Source organism: Streptomyces sp. TE5632, assembly GCF_054061295.1.
In genome coordinates this window covers 2,636,210-2,662,338 of sequence record NZ_JBSSEA010000003.1, presented here as the reverse complement: position 1 = coordinate 2,662,338, position 26,129 = coordinate 2,636,210, and the positions used below count along the sequence as shown (strand labels likewise).

Genomic DNA, 26,129 nt, shown 5'->3' with positions numbered 1-26,129 from the left:
GGGCGACGCTACTCCCTGGCCTACTTCGCCCGCGCCGCCCGCGCGCCATCGGTCGGCCGGCGCGGGTCGATGGGCGGAGGCGGGTCCGTCGTCGGAACGGTTCTCGGGGAAAACCATGTGCGAGAGCGATGAATTCGCGCGACGGTGATGGTCTCTCCATGCGTAGCCCAAGCATGCGGAAGGACCCCCAGCATGAGCACGCAGACGTCCGGCCTGGCGATCGAGACCGCCGGCCTGGTCAAGGCCTTCGGTGAGACACGGGCCGTGGACGGGGTCGACCTCGCCGTGCCGGCCGGCACGGTGTACGGCGTCCTCGGACCGAACGGCGCAGGCAAGACCACCACCGTGAAAATGCTCGCCACCCTCCTACGACCGGACGGCGGCGACGCGCATGTCTTCGGTCACGACGTCGTGCGCGAGGCCGACACGGTGCGCGGCCTGGTGAGCCTCACCGGGCAGTACGCGTCCGTGGACGAGGACCTCACCGGCGCGGAGAACCTGATCCTGCTGGCCCGGCTCCTCGGCCACCGCAAACCGGCCGCCCGCACCCGTGCCGCCCAGCTTCTGGAGGCCTTCGGCCTGACGGAGGCGGCGGCCAAGCAGGTCAAGCACTACTCGGGCGGCATGCGGCGGCGTATCGACATCGCCGCGTCCATCCTCAACACCCCCGACCTGCTGTTCCTCGACGAACCGACGACCGGCCTGGACCCGCGCAGCCGCAACCAGGTGTGGGACATCGTGCGCGCGGTGGTCGCCCAGGGCACCACCGTGCTGCTGACCACGCAGTACCTGGACGAGGCCGACCAGCTGGCGTCCCGGATCGCCGTCATCGACCGCGGGAAGGTGATCGCCGAGGGCACCAAGGGCGAGCTGAAGGCGTCCGTCGGCGCCGGCTCCGTCCATCTGCGGCTGCGCGATCCGGACCACCGGCCCCGCGCGGCGGACCTGCTGCGCCGTGCACTCGACGCACAGGTGCAGCTCGAACCCGACCCGGTGACGCTCACCGCCCGCCTGGGGTCGGCCGCGCACCACGACACCGCCGCCGAACGGGCCGCTCGCGCGCTGAGCGCACTGGCCGCGGCCGGCATCACCGTCGACAACTTCTCGCTCGGCCAGCCCAGCCTGGACGAGGTGTTCCTCGCCCTCACCGGCCATGACACCCACGCATCCGGTTCGGGCTCGGGACCCGGCTCGGGACAAGGGCCGAACTCGGGATCGGGCTCCGGTGGCGACCACTCCCACCACCCGAAGGACGAGGTGGCGGCATGAGTACCGCGACGACGACCACCGAAAGCGCCGAACTCGCCCCGGTCCGTACCGACTCCCTGGCCGAGCTGCTGGTCGCCGAGGAGCGCCCGCCGCGGCCCGGCGCGTGGTCGGCCTCACTGACCTTCGGCTGGCGCGCGATCCTCAAGATCAAGCATGTGCCGGAGCAGTTGTTCGACGTCACCGCGTTCCCGATCATGATGGTGCTGATGTACACGTACCTCTTCGGCGGGGCGCTGGCCGGTTCGCCGAAGGAGTACATCCAGTTCCTGCTGCCCGGCATCCTGGTGATGTCGGTCGTGATGATCACGATGTACACCGGTGTCTCGGTCAACACGGACATCGAGAAGGGTGTGTTCGACCGGTTCCGCACCCTGCCGATCTGGCGTCCGTCGACGATGGTCGGCTATCTGCTCGGCGACGCCCTGCGGTACACCATCGCGTCGGTCGTGATGCTCACCGTGGGCGTGCTCCTCGGCTACCGCCCGGACGGCGGGGTGGCCGGTGTGCTCGCGGGGATCGTGCTGCTGGTCGCGTTCGCGTTCGCGTTCTCGTGGATCTGGACGATGTTCGGGCTGATGCTGCGCACCGAGAAGTCGGTCATGGGCGTCAGCATGATGGTGATCTTCCCGCTCACCTTCCTGTCCAACGTCTTCGTCGACCCGCGCACCATGCCGGGCTGGCTCCAGGCGTTCGTCAACAACAGTCCCGTCACGCACCTGGCGTCCGCGGTGCGCGGGCTGATGGCGGGTGACTGGCCGGCCGACGAGGTCGCCTGGTCACTGGGCTGGTCCGCCCTGTTCGTCCTGGTCTTCGGACCCATCACGATGCGGCTCTACAACCGCAAGTGACGCGGGTCCCGCGGACGGTGCGGGCCCCGGGCGGGCAGCCCCGGGGCCCGTGTCGTCCGTGTGGCCGGTGGTCAGGGCCTGCCCGGGCCCTAGTCCCGGGGGAGCGGGCGCATGTCGGGCGCCACCTGCCTGGCCGGCGTCCTCCGCACGATCGTGATCAGCCGGTCGGTCAGCTCGAGCGTCCCGACGTTCTCGTCGTCGTAGCCGAGCAACCGGTGCCCGCGCAGGACGCTCACCACCAGATCGTCGAGCTCTCGCGGCGTTTTGCCCACCTCGGCCTTTATGACCGGCCGTTCGACCATGTCGAGCCCCGTGCCCTGCTGGATGAGGTCCTCCATCACCACGCCGGCCGCGGGGCTGAGCAGCGACAGCCCGAGCAGCCGGCCGGCCGCGCTGGCGCTGGTGATGACCGCGTCGGCGCCGGACTGCTTCAGCAACGGAGCGTTCTCCTCCTCGCGCACCGCGACCGCGATCTTCGCGCCGCGGTTGAGCTGGCGGGCCGTCAGCGTCACCAGCACGGCGGTGTCGTCGCGCTGTGTGGCGATGATGATCTGCTTCGCCCGGTACACCTCGGCCCGCTTCAGCACCTCGCTGCGCGTCGCGTCCCCTATGACGCCCGCGTATCCGTCGGCCGCGGCGGCTTCGATCGCCTTGCCGCTGGGGTCGACCACCACGACCTGCTCCTTGCGGAGCCCCGTCTTGCAGATGGTCCGGATCGCGGACCTGCCCTTCGTGCCGAATCCGACGACGACGGTGTGATCACGCAACGTGGACCTCCAGCGGTTCAGTCGCCACTCCTCCCGGGTGCGTTCGGTGAGAGCTTCGAGGGTGGTGCCGACCAGGATGATCAGGAACATCACGCGCAACGGCGTGATGATGAGGATATTGGTCAGCCGGGCGCTGTCGCTGACCGGCGTGATGTCGCCGTATCCCGTGGTGGAGAGGGTGACGGTCGCGTAGTAGAAGGCATCGAGGAAGTCGAGGGTGCCGTCGGCGCCGTCGTTGTAGCCGCCGCGGTCGAGGTACACGATCAACGCCGTCACCACGAGGATCAGCAAAGCCATGGACAGCCGTTTGGTGACCTGGCGGATCGGGTGCTCGACCACCTTCCTCGGCAGTTTCACCCGATGCGTCACCAAGTGCTCGTCCGCCTGGCGAGCAATGGCGTCCTGACCCGGAAGTTTCACGTGAAACACACCCCGATTCCCCCGGATGCCCAGGGGAGGTCGAGCAGTTCCGCCTCCTGGCCGGGCCGCGTGCCGCCCGGTGGTACGACGGCGAGGGCGTCGGCCGCCGCGACGCCGCGCAGCATGGCGGGACCGTTGTAGTGCAGCGGCAGGGCGATGTCCCCGCGCAGCACGACGGGGATGAGCCGGGTGTCGTGCGGATGCCCGTGGACCGCGTCCCGCAGCGGCATCGTGTACGGCTCGGGAGCCGGGCGGGCCGCGAGGGTACGCAGCAGGGGTTCGGCGAGCGTGAGCAGTCCGGAGACGGCGGCGAGGGGGTTGCCGGGCAGGCCGACGAGGTGCTGGTTCTCCTTGGTGCGGGCCAGGAGCATGGGGTGGCCGGGGCGCACCTCGACCCCGTTCACGAGGAGTTCGGCCCCGATGCGGCTCAGCGTCGGGTGGACGTGGTCGACCGGGCCCGCGGCGGTGCCGCCGGTGGTGACGACGACATCGGCGTCGGACCTTGTGATCGCCTTGTGCAGCGTGTGCGCGTCGTCGCGGACCCGGCGGACCGCGGTGACCTCGGCGCCGAGTGCGCGCAGCCAGGGCGGCAGCATCGGGCCGAGGGCGTCCCGGATCAGCCCGTCGTGCGGAAGGCCCGCCGTGAGGAGCTCGTCGCCGAGGACGAGGACCTCGACGCGGGGCCGGGGGAACGTGCTGAGCGTGTCGTATCCGGCGGCCGCGGCGAGGCCCAGCACGGCGGGCGTCACCAGGGTGCCGACGGACAGCAGCTGGTCGCCGCTGCGGCATTCCTGGCCGCGGGGACGGATGTCCTGACCGTGCGCCACCGGGGCGGCGGGCCCGGCCTGGGCCGTGCTGCCGCCCCGGGGTGCGATGGCGTGCAGGCGGCCCTTGGCGTCGGTGCGGCCGTGTTCGCTGCGGAGGACGGCGGTGGTGTCCGGGGGGACACGGGCGCCGGTGGCGATACGGACGGCTTCGCCGTCGGTGAGCGGCGTGTGCGCGGCGTGCCCGGCGAGGACGCCTTCCTCCCGCACGGTCCAGGGACCCGGGCCGGAGACCGCCCAGCCGTCCATGGCCGAGGTGTCGAAGGAGGGCAGGTCGGTGAGGGCCGTGAGGGGGGCGGCCAGGGTGAGGCCGAGGGCGGCGTCGAGCGGCACGGAGACCGGGGCACGGTGGGTGGCACGGCCTCCGGTGCCGGGGCGGGCGGTGCCGTTGCGGCCGGCGCGCTCGGCGATGGCGCGGGCGTCGGTCCAGGGGACGCCGTGGCGGCGCGGGCGGGGCGTGGAGGGGGCGTGCCCGGGGGCACCGGGAGTGCGGCCGGGGGGGCGACCGGAATCTTCGTTCACGAGGGCGAGAGCCTCCTCGACGTCTAGATCATCGGCGTCCTCGGCGCTTTCGGTGTCCTCGTCGGATCGGGCGTCGGGCGCGGTCATCGGGCGTCCGGGCTCGTGCCGGGAGCGGCGTCGGAGGCGGCGGGGGCGGCGTCGGAGGCGGCGGGGGCGGCGGGGGCGGCGGGGGCGGCGGGGGCGGCGGCGGGGGTGTCCTCGTCGGCCCAGCGGGTGGCGAGGGCCGCGGCCTTGCGGACGGCCTCGGCCACGGCTTCCCGGTCACCGCCCGCGCGGGCCGCCGCGTAACCGACGAGGAAGGTGGTCAGCGGCGCCGCCGGCCTGGCCACGCCGTGGGCGGCGTCACGGGCGAGGTCGAGGAGTACGCCGGTGTCGACGTCCAGATCGATGCCCAGCTCGTCCTTGACTGCGGTAATCCATTCATCCAACACGTGTCCATGCTCCCTGATGCGTGCTCTGGCGGCGGCGATGTCGTCCCAGGTGTCGCAGTCGAAGGACGCCACCGGGCCGAAGATCCGGATGAGGTGGAGCGAGCCGGTCAGCCGGCGCAGCGGCAGTCCGGCCAGTCGGCCGTGCCGTTCGCCGAGCACGGCGAGTTCGCGGCGCAGGGCCGCCGTGCGGTACGCGGCCACGAGCGGCTGGTCCCGGCCGTCGGCGTCGGTCAGTACGACCCCGTCGCCCGGGCTCGTACGGAGGGTGGTCAGCAGTTCGTCGACCGTGCGGCCGTCGAGGAACGGCAGGTCGGCGGAGAGCAGCACGACGTACTCCGCGGTGCTGAGCCGAATCCCGGCGTCGAGCGCGGCGAGCGGTCCGCCGCCCGGCGGCTCCTCGCGCGCCCAGAGCACGGGCCGGGGGGTGGGGCGGGGTTCGGCCACGACCACGGTGGTGCGGGCGTCGGCGCAGGCCGCGAGCACCCGGTCGAGCAACGCCCGACCGCCCACCCGCACGCCGGGCTTGTCCGCGCCCCCGAGCCGTCGGGCGCCACCACCGGCGAGCACGAGGGCGTCGTACGCGGTGGGCTCGAGCGGCGCCGCCGTGCCCGGCGCGGGGTCCCGATCGCGCTCGCGGTCGCGCTCGCGGTCGCGGTCACCAACGGCATCGGGTCCGGCACCGGGAGCACCCGGGAGCTCGTACTCGGTCACCCCTCGAGTATGCGTGCCCCCGCGATCGCGGGGAACGCGGGGGCACGGTGTCCGGGAACGGGCACGGCGGGGGGAAGCGGACCTCACAGCGTCCGCAGCAGCACCGCCGGTTGCTCTACGCAGTCCGCCACGTAGCGCAGGAAACCACCCGCCGTGCCGCCGTCGCAGACCCGGTGGTCGAAGGTGAGCGAGAGCTGCACGACCTGTCGCACCGCCAACTCGCCCTCATGGACCCAGGGCTTGGGGACGATGCGGCCGACGCCGAGCATGGCGGCCTCGGGATGGTTGATGATCGGGGTGGAGCCGTCGACGCCGAAGACGCCGTAATTGTTCAACGTGAAGGTGCCGCCCGTGAGTTCCGCGGGCGTCAGCGCCCCGGACCGGGCCGCCTCGGTCAGCCGGGCGAACTCCGCCGTGAGCGACTCCGCGTCCCGCGTGTGCGCGTCCCGGACGACGGGGACGACCAGCCCCCGCTCGGTCTGCGCGGCGAAACCGAGATGCACGGCCGCGTACCGGACGACCTCCCTGGCCTCCGTGTCCACGGAGGAGTTGAGCTCGGGGAAGCGGGCCAGCGCGGCGGTGCAGATCCGGGCCAGCAGGGCGAGCACGGAGATCTTCGGACCGCCCGAGGCGTTCATCGCGGCCCGCGCCCGCATCAGCTCGGTCGCGTCGGCGTCCACCCAGCAGGTCGCGTCCGGTATCTCGGTGCGGCTGCGGGAGAGCTTGTCGGCCACGGCACCCCGGATGCCCTTGAGGGGGACGCGGACGACACCCGGGACCGCGGTACCGGCGGCCGGCGTGTGGGCCCGAGCCGCACGCGCGTGCGGCTCGGTGACGGCCGTCCGGTCCTTGCGGACCTGCTGCGCGTCGGCGGCCCGGAGCGCGTGCTCCACGTCCGCCCGCAGGATCAGCCCCTCGGGCCCGGAGCCCGTCATCTCCCGCAGGTCCAGGCCGTTCTGCCGGGCCAGCCTGCGCACCAGGGGTGAGATCACGGGGACCGGACCGTCCAGCGCCCCGGCCGCGGAAGCGGCGGGGGCGGAAGCGGTGCGCGTGGCGGGCGTGGTCCGCGTGGCGGACACCGGCTGTCCCGGCCGCACCCTGCGGCGCCGGGCCGGAGCCTCCGAGGTGCCGTAACCCACCAGGACGTTGCCGGAGGCCTCGCTCGGGGCGGCGGACGGGCGGTCCTCACCCGGCGGCCGCTCGGCGTCCGGTCCGCCCACGGCCACCGTGAGCAGCGGGGCGCCCACCGGCAGTTCGGTGCCCTCCTCGCCGAAGCGGGCGGTGACCACACCCCCGTACGGGCAGGGCACGTCCACCATCGCCTTGGCCGTCTCGACCTCGACCACCGGCTGGTCGACGGTGACGACATCGCCCACCTCGACCAGCCAGCGCACGATTTCCGCCCCGGTGAGCCCCTCACCGAGGTCGGGGAGCTTGAACTCCAGCACCTGTGCCATCAGCTCTCGGCCTCCCACTGCAGACGCCCCACGGCGTCCAGGATCCGGTCCACGCCGGGCAGGTGGTGGCGCTCCAGCATCGGCGGCGGATACGGGAGGTCGAACCCGGCCACCCGCAGCACCGGTGCCTCCAGATGGTGGAAGCAGCGCTCCGTGACCCGGGCCGCGATCTCCCCGCCGGGACCGCCGAAGCCGCCCGACTCATGGACGACGACCGCGCGTCCCGTCCGCCGCACCGAGGCGCACACCGTCTCGTCGTCGAACGGCACCAGGGAACGCAGATCGACGACTTCGAGGTCCCAGCCCTCGGCCCGGGCCGCCTCGGCCGCCTCCAGGCAGACGGGAACGGACGGCCCGTACGTGATGAGCGTGGCGCTCCGGCCGGAGCGCCGCACCACCGCACGGCCTATCGGTTCGACGGATGTCGGCTCCTCGGGGTCCCAGGAGTCCTTCGACCAGTACAGCCGCTTGGGCTCGAGCAGGACGACCGGGTCGTCGGAGGCGATGGCGGCGCGCAGCAGCCCGTAGGCGTCCGGGACGGTCGCGGGCGTGACGACATGGAGCCCCGGAGTCGCCATGTAGTACGCCTCGGAGGAGTCGCTGTGGTGCTCGACGCCGCCGATGCCACCCCCGTAGGGGATACGGATGGTGAGCGGCAGGGGCATCCTGCCGCGCGTGCGGTTGCGCATTCTGGCGACGTGCGACACCAGCTGCTCGAACGCCGGGTAGGCGAACGCGTCGAACTGCATCTCCACGACCGGCCGCAGGCCGTACATCGCCATGCCGACGGCCGTGCCGAGGATGCCCGCCTCGGCCAGCGGGGTGTCCGTGCAGCGGTCCTCGCCGAACTCCTCGGCGAGTCCGTCGGTGATACGGAAGACACCGCCGAGGGCGCCGACGTCCTCGCCCAGGACGTGCACGGACGGGTCAGCGGCCATGGCGTCGCGCAGCGCGCGGGTGAGTGCCTGCGCCATGGTGGCCGGCTTGGCGGCGACGGTGGTCATCGCTGTGTCCCTTCCGGCTCGGCCCCGGCCTCGGCCGCCAGCTCGGCCCGCAGCTGTTCCCGCTGCTCCAGCAGCTGGGGGGTGGGCTCGGCGTAGACGTGGGTGAACAGGTCCATGGGGTCGAGCGCGGGGTCCTGGTTCATGCGTTCCCGCAGGTCGGCGGCCATGCTTTCGGCGTCCTGGCGGGCGGTGGCGACGCGGTCGTCGTCGAGGAGGCCGCGCCGGGTCAGCTCCTGCTCCAGAAGCACGACGGGGTCGTGTTTCTTCCAGGCCTCCACCTCGGCGTCGCCGCGGTAGCGGGTCGCGTCGTCGGCGTTGGTGTGGGCCTCCACGCGGTAGGTGATCGCCTCGACCAGGGTCGGGCCGCCACCCGCACGCGCGTGGCGTACGGCGTCGGCCAGGACCTCGTGGACGGCGGCGGCGTCGTTGCCGTCGACCAGCCGACCGGGCATGCCGTAACCGACGGCCTTGTGGGCCAGCGACGGGGCCGCGGTCTGCTTGGCAAGCGGAACGGAGATCGCGAAGCCGTTGTTCTGGACGAGGAAGACGACCGGGGCCCGCCACACGGCGGCGAAGTTCAGCGCCTCGTGGAAGTCGCCCTCGCTGGTGCCGCCGTCGCCGACCATGGCCAGCGCGACCACGTCGTCGCCCTTGAGGCGGGCGGCGTGCGCGAGTCCGACGGCGTGCGGCAGCTGGGTGGCGAGCGGGGTGCTCAGCGGCGCGACCCGGTGCTCGTAGGGGTCGTAACCGGTGTGCCAGTCGCCGCGCAGCAGGGTGAGCGCCTGCACGGGGTCCACTCCGCGTGCGACGACGGCGAGCGTGTCGCGGTAGCTCGGGAAGAGCCAGTCCTGCTCCTGCAGGACCAGCGCGGCGGCTACCTCGCAGGCCTCCTGGCCGGTGCTGGAGGGGTAGACCGCGAGACGGCCCTGCTTGGTGAGGGCGGTGGCCTGCGCGTTGTAGCGGCGGCCCTTCACCAGTTCCGCGTACAACCGGCGCAGCAGCTCCGGGTCGGCCTGGCCGGCCTCCTCGGTGCCGAGCACCCGGTACGGCTCCGCGTCGGGCAGCAGCGGCGCGGGGTCGGTACGGGGCTGCCAGGCGGGCGGCGGGGTCGGCCGATAAGCGCCCCGCTGCTCCATGACCGTCATGACGGCACCTCCTCGTGGGAGCGGCTGTGGAGGCGCGGCGTCTGTGACGCGCCTCACCAACCGATTGTTCGGTCGCCGGTGCATTTTGGCTACGGGTGGTACCAGGCTGTGGACAAACGGTTCTCCACAGCCTGAGATGGACGCAGTACGTCCATGACGGAGAGGCGGGGGCGCGTGTCGTCTGAACAAATGGCCGAAGGACCGGGGGGCACCGGACCGCTGCCGCCCGCACGCCCCCTGGACGCCGTGGACCAGGACATCCTGCGCATGCTCCAGGCGGACGGCCGCGCCTCGGTCCGGTCGGTCGCCGAACGGGTCCACGTCTCGCGCGCCAACGCCTACGCCCGGATCAACCGGCTCGTGGAGGACGGCGTCATCCGCGGCTTCGGGGCCCGCGTCGACCACGAACGCGCCGGCCACGGCACGTCCGCGTACATCACCCTGAAAATCGTCCAGAACACCTGGCGCACGGTCCGCGAGCAGCTCAGACAGCTCCCCGGCGCCTCCCACATCGCCCTGGTGGGCGGCGACTTCGACGTGCTGCTCCTGGTACACACGCCGGACAACCGGACGTTGCGCGAGCTGGTGCTGACCCGGCTCCAGGCGATCCCCGAGGTGCTCAGCACACGCACGCTGCTGGTGTTCGAGGAGGAGGACCTGGAACCGCAGGGCTGAAGCGGGGGCGTCAGCGGGGCGCCGGCCCGGTCAGGCCGCCCTGCGCAGTCCCGAGAAGGCCAGCTGGACCACCGCGTCGGCCACCTCGCGCTCGCTGGTGCCGCGTCCGTCGGGCCGGTACCACTCGACCAGCGAGTTGATCATCCCGAAGACCAGCCGGGTCGCCAGGCGCACCTCTATGTCGCCGCGCACGTCCCCTTCCGCCGCCGCGGCCTTCAGCAAGGCCGCCACCCGGTGGTCGAACTCGCGCCGCCGCTCCAGGGCCCACCGCTCGGTGTCCGTGTTGCCGCGCACCCGCAGCAGCAGCGTCACGTACGGCAGCTCCGCGATCAGGACCTCGACCATGCGCCGCACGACGTACTCCAGCCGCTCGGCGGCACGCCCCACGCACGCGTGCTCCTCGTCGAGGATGCCGAAGAGACCGTCCAGCGCCCGGCTCACCGCACGCCGCAGCAGTTCCTCCTTGCCCGCCACGTGGTGGTATATCGACGACTTGGAGATGCCCGCCGCCTTGGAGAGGTGCTCCATCGAGGTGCCGTCGTAGCCACGCTCGTTGAACACCCGCACGGCGACGGACAGCAGGGTCTCCGGGGTGTACGTGTCGCGCCTGGCGGTGGTCATGGGGTGCCCTCCCGCTTGTCCGAGGTGTAGGCGTGGCGGTACAGCGCGAGTGACGGCGCGTAGCGGCCGGACGGGTCGCACTCGTGCAGGTTGTCCAGCACGGAGCAGGCCCAGGTGCCACCGAGCCGTCGGCTCCACTCCAGCGGCCCCAGCGGGTAGTTGACGCCCAGGCGCATCGCGGTGTCTATGTCCTCCTCGGTGGCCACGCCCTTGGCGACGGCCTCGTGCGCCAGGTCGATGATCCGTGCCACCGTGCGCGCGACGATCATGCCGGGGACGTCGCCGATGACGCTGACCTTCTTGCCGAGCGCCTGGAACAGGCCGGTGGCCTCGGCGACGGTCCGCGGGGAGGTGTCCTGGGAGTGGGACAGGGCGATCCGGCCGGCCTCGCGGTAGTCGAGGGCGAGATCGAAATAGACGACGTCGCGGAACTCCACCGACGTCTGACCGTCCGCGAGCACCAGCTGACCACCGCCGGGCAGCACCAGCCGGGTGCCGTTGTCCTCGTCCTCCGCGCGGACCTGGATGCCCGCCTCCCGGATCAGTGCGAGCAGGTCCGAGGCCGGGCCCAGATCTCCCTCGGCGACCACGTACGCGGGCGGCGCCGCCTGCTCCGCGGTGTGCGGCTCGGGACGCCCGGCGCCGTCCGTGCGGTCGGAGTGGTCCGAGTGGTCCGAGTGGTCCGAGTGGTCGGAGTAGTCGTACCATCCCCGGCCGCTCTTGCGGCCGAGACGGCCGGACTCGACCAGCCGGCGCTGGGCCAGGGAGGGCGTGAAACGCACGTCCTGGAAGAAGGCCTGCCACACCGAGTGGGTGACGGACTCGTTGACGTCCTGCCCGATGAGGTCGGTCAGTTCGAAGGCGCCCATGCGGAAGCCTCCGGACTCGCGCAGCACCGCGTCGATCGTGGCCGGGTCGGCCCCCTGGGACTCGTACACCGCGAAGGCCTCGGCGTAGAAGGGCCGGGCGACCCGGTTGACGATGAAGCCGGGGGTGTCGGCGCAGGCGACCGGCGTCTTGCCCCAGGCGCGGGCCGTCTCGTACGCGCGCGTGGCGTGCGCGACCTCGGTGGCGAAGCCGGAGACGACCTCGACGAGCGGCAGCAGCGGGGCCGGGTTGAAGAAGTGCAGGCCCACGAAGCGCCCGGGAACTCTCAGTGCGCCGCCGATGGCGGTGACCGACAGGGACGAGGTGTTGGTGGCGAGCAGGCAGTCGTCACCGACGACGTCCTCCAGCGCCCGGAACAGCTCCTGCTTGACGTCCAGGCGTTCCAGGACGGCCTCGACCACCAGGGCGCAGTCCGCGAGTCCCGCGAGGTCGTCGACGGGCCGCAGGCGGGCGCGGGCCGCGTCCCGGTCGGCGGCGGTGAGCCGCTCCTTGGCCACCAGCCGGTCGAGCCGGGCCACGATCCCGTCGGCCGCTTCCCGGGCCCGGCCGGGAACGGCGTCGTACAGCCGCACGGGATGACCCGCGACCAGTGCGACCTGGGCGATGCCCTGGCCCATGGTGCCGGTGCCGACGACGGCCACGGGACTGCTGAGGTCGAGTGCTGTCATGTGCGCGATCCTCCCGCACGAGCCGGTCCACAGATGCGGCGGACCCCTTGTCCCGACCGATCGTTCGGTTACTCTAACCCTGACCGCCCGTGTTCCGACATCCCCCGCCCATGCTTGGGCCCGGCCCACGAACTCGACGAGGAGTTGGTCCCCGATGGCCGCCGAACTCACCGCGCAGCAGCTGATCACCCAGCACCGGCCCACCCTGGACCGGGCACTGGAAGCGATCCGCACCCGTGCGTACTGGTCCCCGCACCCCGAGCACCCCAAGGCCTACGGGGAGCACGGCAGCCTGGACCTGGCGGCGGGCAAGGCCGCCTTCGACGCCCTGCTCGGCACCCGCCTCGACCTCGGCCAGCCCGGCACGGACGACTGGGTGGGCGGCGAGACCTCCCCGTACGGCGTCGAGCTGGGCGTGAGCTACCCGCACGCGGACCTCGACGTGCTGCTGCCCGCCATGCGGACCGGGATGCGGGCCTGGCGGGACGCGGGCGCCGAGACCCGGGCGGTGGTCTGCCTCGAGATCCTCAAGCGGATCAGCGACCGGACGCTCGAGTTCGCCCACGCGGTCATGCACACCTCCGGCCAGGCGTTCATGATGGCGTTCCAGGCCGGCGGCCCGCACGCGCAGGACCGCGGCATGGAGGCGGTGGCGTACGCGTACGCCGAGCAGACGCGCACCCCCGACACCGCGGAGTGGACCAAGCCGCAGGGCAAGCGCGACCCGCTGACGCTGACCAAGCGGTTCACCCCGGTCCCGCGCGGCATCGGCCTGGTCGTCGGCTGCAACACCTTCCCGACGTGGAACGGCTATCCCGGCCTGTTCGCCTCCCTCGCCACCGGCAACGCGGTCCTGGTCAAGCCGCACCCCCGCGCGGTGCTGCCCCTCGCACTCACGGTGCAGATCGCGCGCCAGGTGCTCACCGAAGCCGGTTTCGACCCCGACCTGGTGGCGCTGGCCGCCGAGAGGCCCGGCGAAGGCATCGCCAAGACGCTCGCCACGCGCCCGGAGATCCGGATCATCGACTACACCGGCTCCACGGAGTTCGGCGACTGGCTGGAGGCCAACGCCCGCCAGGCGCAGGTCTACACCGAGAAGGCCGGCGTCAACACGGTGATCGTGGAGTCGACCGGCGACTACCAGGGCATGCTCGCCAACCTGGCGTTCTCCCTCTCGCTCTACAGCGGCCAGATGTGCACCACCCCGCAGAACCTGCTGATCCCGCGCGACGGCATCACCACCGACCGGGGCCCCAAGTCCTTCGACGAGGTCGTCGCCGATCTCGCGAAGGCGGTCGACGGCCTGCTCGGCGACGACGCGCGCGCGAACGCGCTGCTCGGCGCGATCGTCAACCCCGGCGTCAAGGCCCGTCTGGAGGCCGCCGCCGGTCTCGGCGAAGTCGCCCTCGCCTCCCGGGAGATCACCCATCCGGAGTTCCCGGACGCGGTGGTCCGCACCCCCGTGATCGTGAAGCTGGACGGCTCGAAGCCGGACGCCGAGGCCGCCTACATGAGCGAATGCTTCGGACCGGTCTCCTTCGCCGTCGCGGTCGACTCCGCCCCGGACGCGGCGGAGCTCCTGCGGCGCACCGTCCGCGAGAAGGGCGCGATGACCGTCGGCGCGTACACGACCTCCCCCGAGGTCGAGGAGACCGTGCGGGAGGTGTGCCTGGAGGAGGCGGCCCAGCTCTCCCTCAACCTCACCGGCGGGGTGTACGTCAACCAGACGGCCGCGTTCTCCGACTTCCACGGCTCCGGCGGCAACCCGGCGGCCAACGCGGCCCTCACCGACGCGGCGTTCGTGGCCAACCGCTTCCGGGTGATCGAGGTACGCCGGGAGGCGTGACGGCCAGATGAGGCGGACGCGGGCGCGCGGACCCCGCTAGGACGCGCCCCCGGTGGCGCTCCAGTGGTACAGCGTCATGGCCACACTGGTCGCGAGGTTGTAGCTGGAGACCTGGGGGCGCATCGGCAGCGCCACCAGGTGGTCGGCCCGCGCGCGCAGTTCCGCCGAGAGCCCGCTGCGCTCCGAGCCGAAGGCGAGCAGCGCGTCGTCCGGCAGCTTCAGCGCGCGGATGTCCTCGCCCTCCGGGTCGAGCGCGAACACCGGGCCGGCGGGCAGTTCGTCGACGGGCAGCCGCTCCACGGCGGTCGCGAAGTGCAGCCCGGCCCCGCCACGCACGACCGTGGGGTGCCAGGGGTCGAGGGTGCCGGTGGTGACGACACCGGTCGCCCCGAAACCGGCGGCCAGCCGGATCACGGCCCCCGCGTTGCCCAGGTTGCGCGGGAGGTCCAGGACCACCACGGGGGCGGTGCGCGGGCTGTGCGCCAGCCTCTCGAGGTTGCCCGCGCGGGAGGGCCGTACGGCGAGAGCGGCGACGGCGGTGGGATGCGGGCGCGGGACGAGCGAGGCGTACGTCTCGTACGGCACCTCGGCGAGCAGCGCCGCCAGCGCGTCCCGGACGTCCGGGGCCAGTTCGTCCGCGAGGGCGAGCGCGGCGGCCCGGTCCGCGGTGACCGCCACCTCGACCTCCGCCCCGAAGCGCACGGCGTGCTTGAGGGCGTGGAAGCCGTCGAGCAGGACGGCGGTACCGCTCCGCCGGTGCCAGCGGGTCACGGGACCGACGTCCCGGTCGGGGGCGGGGGTTCCGGGCACGGGGGCGGAGGCGGAGGCGGGATCGGAGGCGGCCATGACGTGCAGCCTACGTGCGGGGGCCGGGCGCCTCCCCCGGCGCGGGGGCGGCCGACCGCCCGGCCGCCCGCGTTTCCGAGCCGGCGGACCGGGGCCCCGGGACAGACCGACCGCCCTCGCGGGTGCGGGGCCGCCGTCCGCGGGCCCGCACCCACTCGTACGCGCGGGTGGAGCCGTTGCCCAGGCGGCGCAGGAACGTCGTCGGCAGGAAGACGGCGTCGGCCGCGATCATCGCCAGGGAGAAGAAGGGCAGTCCCAGGACGACGGCGATCACGGCGTGCTCAGTGATCATGAGCACCAGGAACACGTTCTTGACCCGCCGGTTGAACAGGGTGAACGGGAAGGCGACCTGCACGGCGACCGTCCCGTACGTCACCAGCATCACCAGGGTGCCGCTGGCGGTCAGCAGGTCGCCGAGGGCCGGCCAGGGGGAGAAGTACTCCAGGTGGAGCGGATAGTGGACCGCGGTGCCGTCCTGCCAGCGGGAGCCCTGGATCTTGTACCAGCCTGCCGTGGCGTAGATCAGACAGGCCTCGGCCATGATCACCAGCAGGGCCCCGTTGTGCACGACGTTGGCGACGACGTCCAGCAGGATGCGCGGCTGCGGGGTCCTCGCGCGCCGCCCCACCAGCCACCACAGCGCCTGCACCACCCACACGGTCCACAGCAGCGCCGGTATGAACCAGTCGCCGTCCATCCGGCCGGCCAGGGTCGCCACCAGCAGCAGGAAGCCCAGCACACCCCACAGCGCGGGGCCCACCCGGTCCCGTGGCCGCTCCCCACACGCGCGTGCCCGCTCCTCGCGCCGGGCGCGCCGCGCGTCCAGCGACCACACCTGGCCGCAGCGGGTGAACACGAGGTAGATCGACATCAGGTGCAGGACGTTGTCGCCGCCGTCGCCCATGAAGACACTGCGGTTCTGCAGCGACAGCACGCCCACCATGAACAGCACCGACATGGTGCGGGTGCGCCAGCCCAGCAGCAGCAGCGCGCTCCACACCACCGCGAGCGCGTAGCCGGCCTCGAACCAGCCCTGGCCGTCCGACCACAGCAGCGCGGTGAAGGCACCGTTGGACCCGACCAGCTGATCGGCGAGATCCCAGTCCCACGGGCCGTCGGGACCGTACAGCTCCTGGCGGTGGGGGAACTCCCGGAGCAGGAACAGCAGCCAGGTCGCGCTGAACCCGATCCGGATCACGGCGGTCTGGTACGGGCCGAGGGCGGCGTCGGTGACCCGTGCGACGGCCCCGGGGACCATGAGGGAGAAGCGGTTCACCCGATGCCTCCCCGGGCCTCGTCCTCCGGCACCGGCCACCAGGGCAGGGTGCGGTGCACCGGCTTCGTCGAGACCTGCTCCTCGCTCCACCGGGGCGGCGGCACGTTGGCGGTGCGGGAGCGCACCTGGATCCGGTCGACGACGTCGCCCGGCCCGGCCGCGTCCGACCGTTCGAGCCGCATCACCATGATCCGGCGCAGATACGACTCGGCCAGCGCGCCCCGCATGCCCACCGGACGATCGTCGTCGTCGTGCGTGGCGACGAAGAAGTCCCAGGCGCGGCGCAGCTCGTTCTGCTGGGTGTGGCTGGGCAGGAGGTTGCCGTCGATGGCCCGGCCGTCCTGGGCGGACAGGTCGTACCAGCCGGTGGTCCGCACTCCTCCGTCCGCCGTCAGGATCTCGGCGCGGACCTGGACGGAAATGTTCTGCTGCAGCGGATTGGGCGCGAACAGCTTCCAGTTCTGCTCGAACTCCGGGTAGATCCAGTCCTCGATCGCCGTGCCGTGTTCCTTGGAGACCGTGTTCGCGGGCGCGACGTGCAGGAACGTCATGCCGAGGTGCACGCAGACCACGATCGCGACGACCCCGAGGGCCACCGCGGCGGCGATCCGGTGACGCGGGGAGAGGGCGGCCACGCCGGTGGCCGGCTCGGACGGCGGGGCGGGGCCGCTCGGTTCCTCCAGTCCGTCCAGTCCGTCCGGCCCCTCCGGCCCGGTCCGCCCCTGCCGGGCGTGCGAGCCCTCGTCGTACGCGTTCATCCCGCCCCGTTCCCACATTCCCGGTCCGTGTCCCGGCCGCGGCGCCGTCGTACCGCCCGCATACCGCTTCGCGGCTTCACCGTGTCGCACGGGAACGGTACTCAGCACCGGCCGCCGGGGCACAGCCCCGGAGGTCATCCACAGCTGTTGACACCTTGCGGCGGCCGTCTCACCATGGAACCGCACGAACCGAACGATCGGTCGGGAGCGTGTTCCGGGAAGAACCCAGGCGAGAAGAAACCAGGTCGAGAAGAACCAAGGTCGAGGGGGACCTCATGGCGACAGCAGCCGCTCGCGGCACGGTCGGCGGCCGTACGCACGACGCACCGGACGGCGCCGGCGACAGCGCCGGTGATCCGCTCGTCGACAGCGCGGGACACGAGCGTGCCTTCGACGCGGCCGTCGCCGCCGACGAGAGGATCGAACCGCGCGACTGGATGCCCGACGCCTACCGCGCCACGCTCGTCCGGCAGATCGCCCAGCACGCGCACTCCGAGATCATCGGCATGCAGCCGGAGGCCAACTGGATCACCCGCGCGCCGTCGCTGCGCCGCAAGGCGATCCTGATGGCCAAGGTGCAGGACGAGGCCGGACACGGCCTGTATCTCTACAGCGCCGCCGAGACTCTCGGCACCAGCCGCGAGGAGCTGCTGGACAAGCTGCACTCCGGCCGCCAGAAGTACTCCTCGATCTTCAACTACCCCACGCTGACCTGGGCCGACGTCGGTGCGATCGGCTGGCTGGTGGACGGCGCCGCGATCACCAACCAGGTGCCCCTGTGCCGCTGCTCGTACGGCCCGTACGCGCGCGCGATGGTGCGCATCTGCAAGGAGGAGTCCTTCCACCAGCGCCAGGGCTACGAACTGCTGCTGGCCCTGAGCCGCGGCACCCCCGAGCAGCACGCGATGGCCCAGGACGCGGTGGACCGCTGGTGGTGGCCGTCCCTGATGATGTTCGGCCCGCCCGACGACGAGTCGCAGCACTCCGCGCAGTCGATGGCCTGGAAGATCAAGCGGCACTCCAACGACGAGCTGCGCCAGCGCTTCGTCGACATCTGCGTCCCTCAGGCCGAATCGCTCGGCCTCACCCTCCCCGACCCGGACCTGCGGTGGAACGAGGAGCGGGGACACCACGACTTCGGCCCGATCGACTGGACCGAGTTCTGGGACGTCCTCAAGGGCAACGGCCCGTGCAACGAGGAGCGGCTGACCCGGCGCAGGCGCGCCCACGAGGAGGGCGCCTGGGTCAGGGAGGCGGCAGCGGCCCACGCGGCCAAGCACGCGAACGGCGAGACAGGAGCGACCCGTACATGACCGACACCGACTGGCCCCTGTGGGAGGTCTTCGTGCGCTCCCGCCGGGGGCTGTCCCACACCCACGCCGGCAGCCTGCACGCCCCGGACGCGGAGTTCGCCCTGCGCAATGCCCGCGATCTGTACACCCGCCGCGGTGAGGGCGTCTCGATCTGGGTCGTACCGTCGTCCGCGGTCACCGCCTCCTCGCCGGACGAGAAGGACCCGTTCTTCGAACCCGCCGCCGACAAGCCCTACCGGCACCCGACGTTCTACGAGATCCCCGAGGGGGTGCGGCACCTGTGACGACGCCACCCGACGCCCCCGCCCCGGCAACCGCCGAGGACACCGCCCGCACGACGGCCGCGCTCGCCCTCGGCGACGACGCCCTGGTGCTCTCCCACCGCCTGGGCGAGTGGGCGGGCAACGCCCCGGTGCTGGAGGAGGAGGTCGCCCTCGCCAACATCGCGCTGGACCTGCTGGGCCAGGCCCGGGTGCTGCTGTCGACGGCCGGCGACGAGGACGAGCTGGCGTTCCTCCGCGAGGAACGCGCCTTCCGCAACCTCCAGCTGGTGGAACAGCCGAACGGCGACTTCGCCCACACCATCGTCCGCCAGCTGTACTTCTCCACCTACCAGCATCTCCTGCACACCGAGCTCGCCGCGGGGGACGGCCCGTTCGCGCCGCTGGCCGGCAAGGCCGTCAAGGAGGTCGCCTACCACCGCGACCACGCAGAGCAGTGGACCCTGCGGCTCGGCGACGGCACGGACACCAGCCGGGTCCGGACCCAGCGGGCCGTGGACACCCTGTGGCGGTACACCGGCGAGATGTTCCAGCCGGTCGAGGGCCTCGGCATCGACTGGCCGGCCCTGGAGACGGCCTGGCTGGAGCAGATCACCCAGGTACTGCGCCGGGCCACCCTCACCGTGCCCGAGGGACCGCGCGCCGGGGCCTGGGCGGCCGGTGCCGGCCGCCAGGGACTGCACACCGAGCCCTTCGGCCGGATGCTCGCCGAGATGCAGCACCTGCACCGCAGCCACCCGGGGGCGACATGGTGACCACGGCGCCCATCACCCCGCTGGAGGCCGAACTCCTGGAACTGGCCGGTTCGGTGCCCGACCCCGAACTGCCCGTGCTGACCCTGCGCGAGCTGGGCGTGGTGCGCGCGGTGCACATGCGCGGAACGGACTCCGTCGAGGTCGAGCTGACCCCCACGTACACGGGCTGCCCGGCCGTCGAGGCGATGTCGGCGGACATAGAGCGGGCCCTGCGCGGACACGGCGTGCGTGAGGTCACCGTCCGCAGGGTGCTCGCGCCCGCCTGGTCGACCGACGACATCACCGAGGAGGGGCGGCGCAAGCTGCGGGAGTTCGGCATCGCCCCGCCTCGTGTACGGCAGCCGTCCGGCGCGGTCCCGGTGGGCCTCGGGCCGACCCGCACCCGCGACCCGCTGGCCGGCGAGGCGCCGGCCGGCGAGGCGTCCGCCGCTCCGGAGCCGGTGCGGTGCCCGCACTGCGGCTCCGCCGACACCGAACTGCTCAGCCGTTTCTCGTCCACGGCGTGCAAGGCGCTGCGCCGGTGCCTGGCCTGCCTCGAACCGTTCGACCACTTCAAGGAGTTGTGATGGCGCGCTTCCACCGGCTCCGGGTGGCCGCGGTCGAGCGGCTCACCGACGACTCCGTCGCCCTCACCCTCACCGTCCCCCCGGAACTGCGCAAGCAGTACCGCCATGCCCCGGGCCAGCACCTCACCCTGCGACGCAGGGCCGACGGCGAGGACATCCGGCGCACCTACTCCATCTGCTCCCCGGCCCCCGGCGGCCAAGGGCCCGGCACGCTGCGGGTGGGGGTGCGGCTGGTCGACGGCGGGGCCTTCTCGACGTACGCCCTGAAGGAGATCGGCGTCGGGGACGAGCTGGAGGTGATGACCCCGGCGGGCCGGTTCACCCTCCGGCCCGCGCCCGGCCGGTACGCGGCGATCGTCGGCGGAAGCGGCATCACACCGGTGCTGTCCATCGTCTCGACCCTGCTGAGACGCGAGCCCGAGGCCCGGTTCTGCCTGATCCGCAGTGACCGCACGGCCGCCTCGACGATGTTCCTGGAGGAGGTGGCCGACCTGAAGGACCGCTACACCGAGCGGCTCCAGCTGGTGACGGTGCTGTCACGGGAGGAGCAGCAGGCGGGGCTGCCGTCCGGGCGGCTCGACCAGGAGCGGCTCACCGCACTGCTGCCGGCGCTGCTGCCCGTGGAGCAGGTGGACGGCTGGTTCCTGTGCGGCCCGTACGGGCTGGTGGAGGGGGCTGAGCGGGCTCTGCGCGGCCTGGGCGTGGCCCGCTCCCGCATCCACGAGGAGATCTTCCACGTGGACACCGGCACACCGGTCGCCCCCGCGGCACCGGCCCCCGCCCACAGCACGGTCACCGCCCTGCTCGACGGGCGCGGCGGCACCTGGCCCGTCCAGGACGGCGAGTCCCTGCTGGAAGCGGTACTGCGCAACCGCCCCGACGCCCCCTACGCCTGCAAGGGCGGGGTGTGCGGAACCTGCCGTGCCTTCCTCGTCTCGGGCGAGGTGCGGATGAACCGCAACTTCGCGCTGGAGTCGGAGGAGACCGAGGCGGGCTACGTGCTGGCCTGCCAGTCGCATCCGGTGACGGAGAGGGTGGAGCTGGACTTCGACCGCTGAGGCCCGTTTCCCGCTTCCAGAGTCTGTTCCGGCATCCGGTCCGGCATCCGGACTACAGCACGTGTCCGGGCTGCCCGTCATCCGTGACCACGGAGCGTCCCGACGACTCCCACGCCTGCATCCCGCCTGCCACGTTCACGGCGTCGATGCCCTGCTGGACCAGATACACGGTGACCTGGGCTGAGCGCCCGCCGGAACGGCAGATCACATGCACCCGGCCGTCCTGCGGGGCCGCCTCGGTCAGCTCGCCGTACCGGGCGACGAACTCGCTGATCGGGATGTGCAGCGCCCCTTCGGCATGACCGGACTTCCACTCGTCGTCCTCCCGGACGTCCAACAGGAAATCGCCGTCCTCGAGGTCCGTGACCCCGACCGTGGGCACCCCAGTCGCAAAACTCATGCCCCCGACGCTACCGGAAGCACCCCAGCCGGACTTCACACCGCGGTGCGGCCGAGATTCCGGCCGCACCGCAGCTCAGCCCTGCAGGGCCGCCAGCTCCGCCTCGCGTTCGGTCACCTGGGCGCGCAGCTGCTCGGCTATCTCCTCCAGGAGACGGTCCGGGTCGTCCGGGGCCAGCCGGAGCATCGAGCCGATGGCCCCCTCCTCGAGTTCCTTCGCGACCAGCGTGAGCAGTTCCTTGCGCTGGGCGAGCCACTCGAGCCGGGCGTAGAGCTCGTCGACGGCACTCGGGGCCTGCTCCTTCAGCTTCGGGCCCGCGGCCCATTCCTCGGTGAGCTCACGCAGTTCCGCCTCGCTGCCGCGGGCGTAGGCGGCGTTGACGCGGGTGATGAACTCCTCGCGGCGGCGGCGTTCCGGCTCCTCCTGTGCCAGGTCCGGGTGCGCCTTGCGGGCGAGGTCGCGGTAGAGCTTGCGGGCCTCCTCGCTGGGCCGCACCCGCTCCGGGGTCCGGACCGGCTGGTCCGTGAGCATGGCCGCGGCCTCCGGGAAGAGACCGTCGCCGTCCATCCAGCCGTTCAGCAGCTGCTCCACACCGGGGATCGGCAGCAACCGGGAGCGCGCGTCCTCGGCCAGCCGACGGTCCTCGGGATCACCGGTGCGGTCGGCCTTGGCCTCCAGGATCCGGGCATCCAGTTCCTCGAGGCGCAGGTACATGGGGCCGAGCCGCTGCTCGTGCAGCCGGGAGAAGTTCTCGACCTCGATGCGGAAGGTGTCCACCGCGATCTCGAACTCGATCAGCGCCTGCTCGGCAGCCCGCACGGCCTGCTCCAGCCGCGCCTCGGGCCGCTGCGCACCACCTTCGGCCGTCACCTGCTGCTGCTCCGCACCGGCGCCGCCACCACCCTGCTCACCCTCCGAGGTCGTCACCCGCACAGCGTAGGCCACCACCGCCGCCCCCGGAGCCCGTCCGGACCGCTCCCGGCACCGGTCCGGCCCGCCGAACCACAGGCCGGACCACCCGCCGAACCACCTGTCGGCCCGCCGAGGAGGCACCGGAACCGGAAGGCAGACATCCGGCCATCCGGCCCTGCCCCTTGCCGGCCCCGCTGCTCAGACCCCCATCTCCGCCGCGATCCGGCCCGACCGCACCGCCGCCACCAGGTCCGCGTGGTCGGCCTCCGTACGGTCGGCGTAGCGGAGCGCGAAGTCGGCCATCGCCTCGTCGAGTTCGTCGTTCTTGCCGCAGTAGCCGGCGATCCGGCGGGGATCGGCGCTGTGGGAGTGGGCGCGGGCCAGGAGGGCGCCGGTCATGCGGGCGTAGTCGTCGACCTGGTCGGCGGCCAGGGCCGTCGGGTCGACGCTGCCCTTGCGGTTGCGGAACTGCCGGACCTGGAAGGGCCGCCCCTCGACGGTCGTCCAGCCCAGCAGGTTGTCGCTGACCACCTGCATCCTCTTCTGGCCCAGGACCACGCGCCGGCCCTCGTGGCCGGCGTCGGGCACGTCGAAGCCGGCCGTCAGCAGATGCGGCACCAGCGCCGAGGCGCGGGCCTCCTTCACCTGGAGGACAAGGGGCTCGCCCCGGTGGTCCAGGAGCAGCACGACGTACGAGCGGGTGCCCACGCTGCCCGTGCCGACGACGCGGAACGCCACGTCCTGCACCGCGTGCCGGGCCAGCAGCGGAAGCCGGTCCGGCTGGAGGGTGCCGACGTACTCCTCCAGGGAGTGGGCCACCGCGGCGGCCTCGGCGTCGTCGACACGCCGCAGCACCGGCGGGGCGTCGACGAAACGGCGCCCGCCGTCCGCCGTCGCCTCGGTGGACTTGGCCGCGAAACGGCCGCTGGTGTTGGCGCGGGCCTTCGCGTAGACCCGCTCCAGCGTGCCCAGCAGATCGTGCGCGTCGGTGTGGGAGACCAACTCCTCGTCGGCGATGGCGTTCCAGGCGTCCAGCACCGGCAGCTTGGCCAGCAGCCGCATCGTGCGGCGGTAGGCGCCCACCACGTCATGGGCGGCCTTGCGGCAGGTGTCCTCGTCCGCGCCGGCCTCCCGTCCCGCGAGCACCAGCGAGGTGGCGAGCCGCTTGACGTCCCACTCCCAGGGGCCCCACACCGTCTCGTCGAAGTCGTTCAGGTCGATGACCAGTCCGCCGCGCGCGTCGCCGTACAGGCCGAAGTTGGCCGCGTGCGCGTCGCCGCATATCTGTGCACGGATCCGCGTCATGGGGGTGCGGGCCAGGTCGTGGCCCATGAGACCCGCCGCGCCGCGCAGGAAGGCGAACGGTGTCGCCGCCATCCTGCCCACCCGTATCGGCGTCAACTCGGGCAGCCGGCCGCGGCTGGACTCCTCGACCGCGCTCACCGCGTCGGGGCGGGAGGGGTCCAGGTCGAGAGCGGCGTGGGCGCTGCGGGGGACCAGACGGCGCAGGGCCTTGCCGTCCTCCTTGGCCGAGCCCTCGGGCGGCCATGCGGCGAAGCCCCGTACACGCGGCAGCCGCCGCACCTCACCGGCCGCCCGGCCGTCCGGTCCCGTCCGCGCCGGCATCTCCTCCGTGCCGGCCCCACCGGCAACGATCTCGGTCACAGCAACCGCCTCCCCCGTACGCCCACACGTACGTCCGTACACACGCTCCACCACGCGCACGCATCGACAACCGACACGAACGACCGTCGGCCCTGCGTCGACACAGGCATCGGCGCAGGCCAAGACATCAACCGTGCCGACCGTACAACCCGGTGGACGAAACGCGTCAGGTCTTGTGGACAACTCCGGGGCTGTGGACGACCCCCTCACCCACACGTGCCCCTGTGACCGCCCGCCACAGCTGCCGACCTCGGCCTCACCGTGCCCACGCCCACGCCCGCCTACCCCGCTTCGGCGACATCTCCCCCAACCGGTTCCAGCCGTCCCTCCGCGAGGGCCCGCTGGGCGCGGTCCGCCGAGATGTCCAGCCGGGCCAGCACCGCCGGGACCGCGATGCCCGGCAGCATGTGCTGGAACAGCACGACGACCCGGTGCTCCAGGTCCTGCCGCTGGCAGCGCAACTGCGAGAGGAGCTGCACCCCCGAGTAGCTCGCGACCAACAGCTCCGCCGTCTCCGCCACTTCGACGTGCGGCAGCAGCTCGCCCCCCGTCTTCGCCTCGGCCAGGGTCCGGGTGGTCTGGTCGATCCACATGCGGAACGCCGAGGTCCGGTCCAGGCCCAACGCCCCCTGGTCCAGGGCCAGTCCGACACTGGCCCGCACCAGCGGATCGGTCCGCAGCCGCAGGGCCAGCACCAGGCCGGAGTCGACGAGTTCCTGAAGTTTGCTCGACTGGGGCGGCAGAGTGACCGCCAGCTGCTCCTCGAAGATGCCGAGCGCCAGCTCCTCCTTGGAGCCGAAGTGGAAGTACAGGGCGCCCTTGGTCACCCCGGCCCGGTCCAGGATCTCCCCGATGGTCGCGGAGGTGTAGCCGCGTTCGTCGAAGACGGCCGCGGCCGCGTCCAGAATGGTCCGCCGTGTGCGGATCGCGCGCTCCTGTCGCGCCATCGGGTGCCTCCTGATCTCCGTGGATCTCGTGGATCGCCGTGAAGTCGCCGCGCGGGCGCCATGCGTGATGCCGTGCGGGCGCGTGGGCTCGTCTCCGACGGTATGGATCACCCTTGAAAAAAACCGGCTCGTCCGTATCTTAGTGCGAAAGTCGACCGGATCCAGGCCGCCTATTCGAGGGGTTCTCCATGCCGCAGTCAGGTCCCTCAAGTACACCCACGGAGGATCAGACCGGACAGGGGGGCGAGCCCGCAAACGTGGCTGGACAGGCTGCCGGTGCCCACACCGGCCCCGGCACCACCCGGGTCACCGCGCGGCTCGCGCACCGCACCCGCGCGGCGGACGTCTTCCCCGCGGACTGGATACGCCTCTCCGACCGCGCCTTCCGCGTCACCGCGCACTGGCCCGCCGACCACTCCTTCTTCGGCCCTGCCGACGATCGCCACCAGGACCCGATGATCATCGGCGAGACCCTGCGCCAGACCACGATGGCCCTCGCCCACGCCGAGTTCGGCACCCCACTCGACACACACTTCGTCATGTGGGACCTGTCGGTCACCGCGGACCCCTCCGGGCTGTTACTCGTGGACGCCGCCGAGCCGGTCACCATCGACGTCGTCTGCTCCGAGGTGCGCCGCCGGGGACGTGGTCTGAGCAGCATGCGGACGACCATGGAGTTCCGCCGCGCGGGACGGCTCGTCGCCCGGGGCACTGGCGGCACCGGCTGCACCTCACCGGCCGCCTACCGGCGTCTGCGGGCCCGGCAGTTGGACGCCATGGACAGCGCGATACCCCTGTTGCCCCCCGTTGCCCCCGAACTGGTCGGCCGCGACCGCGCGGAGGACGTCGTCCTCGCCCCCGCCGACCGCCCCGGCACCTGGCTCCTGCGGGTCGACACCGGCCACCCCGTGCTCTTCCCCCGGCCCAACGACCACGTCCCCGGCATGGTCCTGTTCGAGGCGGCCCGCCAGGCCGCGACCGCGGCATCCGGCAGACGGTCCTTCCTGCCGGCCGACATGGCCGCCTCCTTCAGCCGCTACGCCGAACTGGACAGCCCCTGCCTGCTAGAGGCCGAAGTCCTCGACAAGGACAAGGCCGACGCCGACGCCGACGCCGACGCCGACGCCGAGAACGGCGAGGTGACCGTACAGGTCTCCGGCCGGCAGAACGACAAGCCCGTCTTCACCGCCACCCTCACCTCAGCACCTCACGGCCGCACCCCGGACCACACCCCGGTACGTTCGCCGCTGTGACGC

At 72.5% G+C, this 26,129-nt stretch carries 25 protein-coding genes; 10 read left to right on the top strand and 15 right to left on the bottom strand.

Going from position 1 to position 26,129, the window contains the following annotated elements; all coding sequences use genetic code 11:
* The first annotated feature begins 192 nt into the window (after positions 1-192).
* Both ACVW19_RS17330 and ACVW19_RS17325 read left to right on the top strand, forming a co-directional pair.
* Positions 193-1,269, top strand: coding sequence for an ATP-binding cassette domain-containing protein (locus ACVW19_RS17330; RefSeq protein WP_457460258.1), 1,077 nt, complete (start codon positions 193-195; stop codon positions 1,267-1,269).
* Complete coding sequence (locus ACVW19_RS17325; protein WP_457460257.1) at positions 1,266-2,117, top strand: ABC transporter permease; 852 nt, start codon at positions 1,266-1,268, stop codon at positions 2,115-2,117. The genes ACVW19_RS17330 and ACVW19_RS17325 overlap by 4 nt, the downstream gene beginning before the upstream one ends.
* Before the next feature lie 89 nt (positions 2,118-2,206).
* On the opposite strand, the gene ACVW19_RS17320 is transcribed toward ACVW19_RS17325, so the two are convergent.
* From ACVW19_RS17320 to pdhA, 6 genes are all read right to left on the bottom strand, one after another.
* On the bottom strand, positions 2,207-3,304 hold the full coding sequence (locus ACVW19_RS17320) for a potassium channel family protein (protein WP_457460256.1): 1,098 nt from the start codon (positions 3,302-3,304) through the stop codon (positions 2,207-2,209).
* Entirely contained in the window at positions 3,301-4,737 is a 1,437-nt protein-coding gene (locus tag ACVW19_RS17315) for a molybdopterin molybdotransferase MoeA (RefSeq protein ID WP_457460255.1), read from the bottom strand. Before ACVW19_RS17315 ends, ACVW19_RS17320 begins: the two co-directional genes overlap by 4 nt.
* Positions 4,734-5,792, bottom strand: coding sequence for an NTP transferase domain-containing protein (locus ACVW19_RS17310; protein ID WP_457460254.1), 1,059 nt, complete (start codon positions 5,790-5,792; stop codon positions 4,734-4,736). Before ACVW19_RS17310 ends, ACVW19_RS17315 begins: the two co-directional genes overlap by 4 nt.
* A gap of 83 nt (positions 5,793-5,875) precedes the next feature.
* Positions 5,876-7,249, bottom strand: coding sequence for a dihydrolipoamide acetyltransferase family protein (locus ACVW19_RS17305; RefSeq protein WP_457460253.1), 1,374 nt, complete (start codon positions 7,247-7,249; stop codon positions 5,876-5,878).
* Complete coding sequence (locus ACVW19_RS17300; protein WP_457460252.1) at positions 7,249-8,253, bottom strand: alpha-ketoacid dehydrogenase subunit beta; 1,005 nt, start codon at positions 8,251-8,253, stop codon at positions 7,249-7,251. The genes ACVW19_RS17305 and ACVW19_RS17300 overlap by 1 nt, the downstream gene beginning before the upstream one ends.
* Positions 8,250-9,398: a pyruvate dehydrogenase (acetyl-transferring) E1 component subunit alpha gene (gene pdhA, locus ACVW19_RS17295; protein WP_457460251.1), complete on the bottom strand. Its 1,149-nt coding sequence runs from the start codon at positions 9,396-9,398 to the stop codon at positions 8,250-8,252. Before pdhA ends, ACVW19_RS17300 begins: the two co-directional genes overlap by 4 nt.
* A 189-nt stretch (positions 9,399-9,587) precedes the next feature.
* On the opposite strand from pdhA, the gene ACVW19_RS17290 reads away from it, so the two are divergent.
* Complete coding sequence (locus ACVW19_RS17290; RefSeq protein WP_457460250.1) at positions 9,588-10,073, top strand: Lrp/AsnC family transcriptional regulator; 486 nt, start codon at positions 9,588-9,590, stop codon at positions 10,071-10,073.
* A gap of 30 nt (positions 10,074-10,103) precedes the next feature.
* On the opposite strand, the gene ACVW19_RS17285 is transcribed toward ACVW19_RS17290, so the two are convergent.
* Both ACVW19_RS17285 and ACVW19_RS17280 read right to left on the bottom strand, forming a co-directional pair.
* A complete protein-coding gene (locus ACVW19_RS17285; protein ID WP_457460249.1) occupies positions 10,104-10,694 on the bottom strand; it encodes a TetR/AcrR family transcriptional regulator in 591 nt (196 codons plus the stop codon).
* A complete protein-coding gene (locus ACVW19_RS17280) occupies positions 10,691-12,250 on the bottom strand; it encodes a 3-hydroxyacyl-CoA dehydrogenase (protein WP_457460248.1) in 1,560 nt (519 codons plus the stop codon). The genes ACVW19_RS17285 and ACVW19_RS17280 overlap by 4 nt, the downstream gene beginning before the upstream one ends.
* Before the next feature lie 154 nt (positions 12,251-12,404).
* On the opposite strand from ACVW19_RS17280, the gene paaN reads away from it, so the two are divergent.
* On the top strand, positions 12,405-14,096 hold the full coding sequence (gene paaN, locus ACVW19_RS17275; RefSeq protein ID WP_457460247.1) for a phenylacetic acid degradation protein PaaN: 1,692 nt from the start codon (positions 12,405-12,407) through the stop codon (positions 14,094-14,096).
* A 36-nt stretch (positions 14,097-14,132) separates the two neighbouring features.
* On the opposite strand, the gene ACVW19_RS17270 is transcribed toward paaN, so the two are convergent.
* From ACVW19_RS17270 to ACVW19_RS17260, 3 genes are read right to left on the bottom strand one after another with little or no spacing between them, the layout of a single operon-like run.
* Positions 14,133-14,942, bottom strand: a complete 810-nt coding sequence (locus ACVW19_RS17270; protein WP_457460246.1) for a TrmH family RNA methyltransferase — start codon at positions 14,940-14,942, stop codon at positions 14,133-14,135.
* Between the two features lie 10 nt (positions 14,943-14,952).
* Entirely contained in the window at positions 14,953-16,218 is a 1,266-nt protein-coding gene (locus tag ACVW19_RS17265) for an HTTM domain-containing protein (protein ID WP_457460245.1), read from the bottom strand.
* Entirely contained in the window at positions 16,215-16,976 is a 762-nt protein-coding gene (locus ACVW19_RS17260; protein ID WP_457460244.1) for a DUF5819 family protein, read from the bottom strand. Before ACVW19_RS17260 ends, ACVW19_RS17265 begins: the two co-directional genes overlap by 4 nt.
* 275 nt (positions 16,977-17,251) lie before the next feature.
* On the opposite strand from ACVW19_RS17260, the gene paaA reads away from it, so the two are divergent.
* Genes paaA through ACVW19_RS17235 form a run of 5 tightly spaced genes read left to right on the top strand, consistent with a single transcriptional unit; the run spans position 17,252 to position 20,949 of the window.
* Positions 17,252-18,289 carry a 1,2-phenylacetyl-CoA epoxidase subunit PaaA gene (gene paaA / locus ACVW19_RS17255; RefSeq protein WP_457460243.1) on the top strand — a complete coding sequence of 346 codons (1,038 nt, stop codon included), beginning with the start codon at positions 17,252-17,254 and terminating at the stop codon, positions 18,287-18,289.
* Positions 18,286-18,573: a 1,2-phenylacetyl-CoA epoxidase subunit PaaB gene (paaB, locus tag ACVW19_RS17250; protein WP_279334954.1), complete on the top strand. Its 288-nt coding sequence runs from the start codon at positions 18,286-18,288 to the stop codon at positions 18,571-18,573. Before paaA ends, paaB begins: the two co-directional genes overlap by 4 nt.
* Positions 18,570-19,325: a 1,2-phenylacetyl-CoA epoxidase subunit PaaC gene (gene paaC, locus ACVW19_RS17245; RefSeq protein ID WP_457460242.1), complete on the top strand. Its 756-nt coding sequence runs from the start codon at positions 18,570-18,572 to the stop codon at positions 19,323-19,325. Before paaB ends, paaC begins: the two co-directional genes overlap by 4 nt.
* Positions 19,319-19,891 carry a 1,2-phenylacetyl-CoA epoxidase subunit PaaD gene (gene paaD, locus ACVW19_RS17240; RefSeq protein ID WP_457460241.1) on the top strand — a complete coding sequence of 191 codons (573 nt, stop codon included), beginning with the start codon at positions 19,319-19,321 and terminating at the stop codon, positions 19,889-19,891. The genes paaC and paaD overlap by 7 nt, the downstream gene beginning before the upstream one ends.
* Positions 19,891-20,949, top strand: coding sequence for a 2Fe-2S iron-sulfur cluster-binding protein (locus ACVW19_RS17235; RefSeq protein ID WP_457460240.1), 1,059 nt, complete (start codon positions 19,891-19,893; stop codon positions 20,947-20,949). Before paaD ends, ACVW19_RS17235 begins: the two co-directional genes overlap by 1 nt.
* 52 nt (positions 20,950-21,001) lie before the next feature.
* On the opposite strand, the gene ACVW19_RS17230 is transcribed toward ACVW19_RS17235, so the two are convergent.
* The 4 genes from ACVW19_RS17230 to ACVW19_RS17215 all read right to left on the bottom strand — a co-directional run bounded on the left by ACVW19_RS17230 (position 21,002) and on the right by ACVW19_RS17215 (position 24,873).
* A complete protein-coding gene (locus ACVW19_RS17230) occupies positions 21,002-21,331 on the bottom strand; it encodes a rhodanese-like domain-containing protein (protein WP_457464650.1) in 330 nt (109 codons plus the stop codon).
* A 93-nt stretch (positions 21,332-21,424) separates the two neighbouring features.
* Positions 21,425-22,276 carry a hypothetical protein gene (locus ACVW19_RS17225; RefSeq protein ID WP_457460239.1) on the bottom strand — a complete coding sequence of 284 codons (852 nt, stop codon included), beginning with the start codon at positions 22,274-22,276 and terminating at the stop codon, positions 21,425-21,427.
* Positions 22,277-22,459: 183 nt separating this feature from the next.
* On the bottom strand, positions 22,460-23,887 hold the full coding sequence (locus tag ACVW19_RS17220; RefSeq protein ID WP_457464648.1) for a DUF2252 domain-containing protein: 1,428 nt from the start codon (positions 23,885-23,887) through the stop codon (positions 22,460-22,462).
* A gap of 320 nt (positions 23,888-24,207) precedes the next feature.
* The gene (locus ACVW19_RS17215) at positions 24,208-24,873 is read right to left on the bottom strand and encodes a ScbR family autoregulator-binding transcription factor (protein ID WP_457460238.1); all 666 of its coding nucleotides are present in this window, start codon (positions 24,871-24,873) and stop codon (positions 24,208-24,210) included.
* 257 nt (positions 24,874-25,130) lie between these two features.
* Between ACVW19_RS17215 and ACVW19_RS17210 the strand changes: the two genes are divergently transcribed.
* Positions 25,131-26,126, top strand: coding sequence for a ScbA/BarX family gamma-butyrolactone biosynthesis protein (locus ACVW19_RS17210; protein WP_457460237.1), 996 nt, complete (start codon positions 25,131-25,133; stop codon positions 26,124-26,126).
* Positions 26,127-26,129: the final 3 nt, after the last annotated feature.

Coding starts and splice junctions, on each gene's coding strand:
- ACVW19_RS17220 (WP_457464648.1), bottom strand. CDS start 23,887: ATGCCGGCGCGGACGGGACCGGACGGCCGGGCGGCCGGTGAGGTGCGG.
- ACVW19_RS17270 (WP_457460246.1), bottom strand. CDS start 14,942: ATGGCCGCCTCCGATCCCGCCTCCGCCTCCGCCCCCGTGCCCGGAACC.
- ACVW19_RS17260 (WP_457460244.1), bottom strand. CDS start 16,976: ATGAACGCGTACGACGAGGGCTCGCACGCCCGGCAGGGGCGGACCGGG.
- ACVW19_RS17325 (WP_457460257.1), top strand. CDS start 1,266: ATGAGTACCGCGACGACGACCACCGAAAGCGCCGAACTCGCCCCGGTC.
- paaA (WP_457460243.1), top strand. CDS start 17,252: ATGGCGACAGCAGCCGCTCGCGGCACGGTCGGCGGCCGTACGCACGAC.
- paaD (WP_457460241.1), top strand. CDS start 19,319: ATGGTGACCACGGCGCCCATCACCCCGCTGGAGGCCGAACTCCTGGAA.
- ACVW19_RS17215 (WP_457460238.1), bottom strand. CDS start 24,873: ATGGCGCGACAGGAGCGCGCGATCCGCACACGGCGGACCATTCTGGAC.
- paaN (WP_457460247.1), top strand. CDS start 12,405: ATGGCCGCCGAACTCACCGCGCAGCAGCTGATCACCCAGCACCGGCCC.
- ACVW19_RS17285 (WP_457460249.1), bottom strand. CDS start 10,694: ATGACCACCGCCAGGCGCGACACGTACACCCCGGAGACCCTGCTGTCC.
- ACVW19_RS17315 (WP_457460255.1), bottom strand. CDS start 4,737: ATGACCGCGCCCGACGCCCGATCCGACGAGGACACCGAAAGCGCCGAG.
- ACVW19_RS17280 (WP_457460248.1), bottom strand. CDS start 12,250: ATGACAGCACTCGACCTCAGCAGTCCCGTGGCCGTCGTCGGCACCGGC.
- ACVW19_RS17290 (WP_457460250.1), top strand. CDS start 9,588: ATGGCCGAAGGACCGGGGGGCACCGGACCGCTGCCGCCCGCACGCCCC.
- ACVW19_RS17235 (WP_457460240.1), top strand. CDS start 19,891: ATGGCGCGCTTCCACCGGCTCCGGGTGGCCGCGGTCGAGCGGCTCACC.
- ACVW19_RS17330 (WP_457460258.1), top strand. CDS start 193: ATGAGCACGCAGACGTCCGGCCTGGCGATCGAGACCGCCGGCCTGGTC.
- paaB (WP_279334954.1), top strand. CDS start 18,286: ATGACCGACACCGACTGGCCCCTGTGGGAGGTCTTCGTGCGCTCCCGC.
- pdhA (WP_457460251.1), bottom strand. CDS start 9,398: ATGACGGTCATGGAGCAGCGGGGCGCTTATCGGCCGACCCCGCCGCCC.
- ACVW19_RS17305 (WP_457460253.1), bottom strand. CDS start 7,249: ATGGCACAGGTGCTGGAGTTCAAGCTCCCCGACCTCGGTGAGGGGCTC.
- ACVW19_RS17300 (WP_457460252.1), bottom strand. CDS start 8,253: ATGACCACCGTCGCCGCCAAGCCGGCCACCATGGCGCAGGCACTCACC.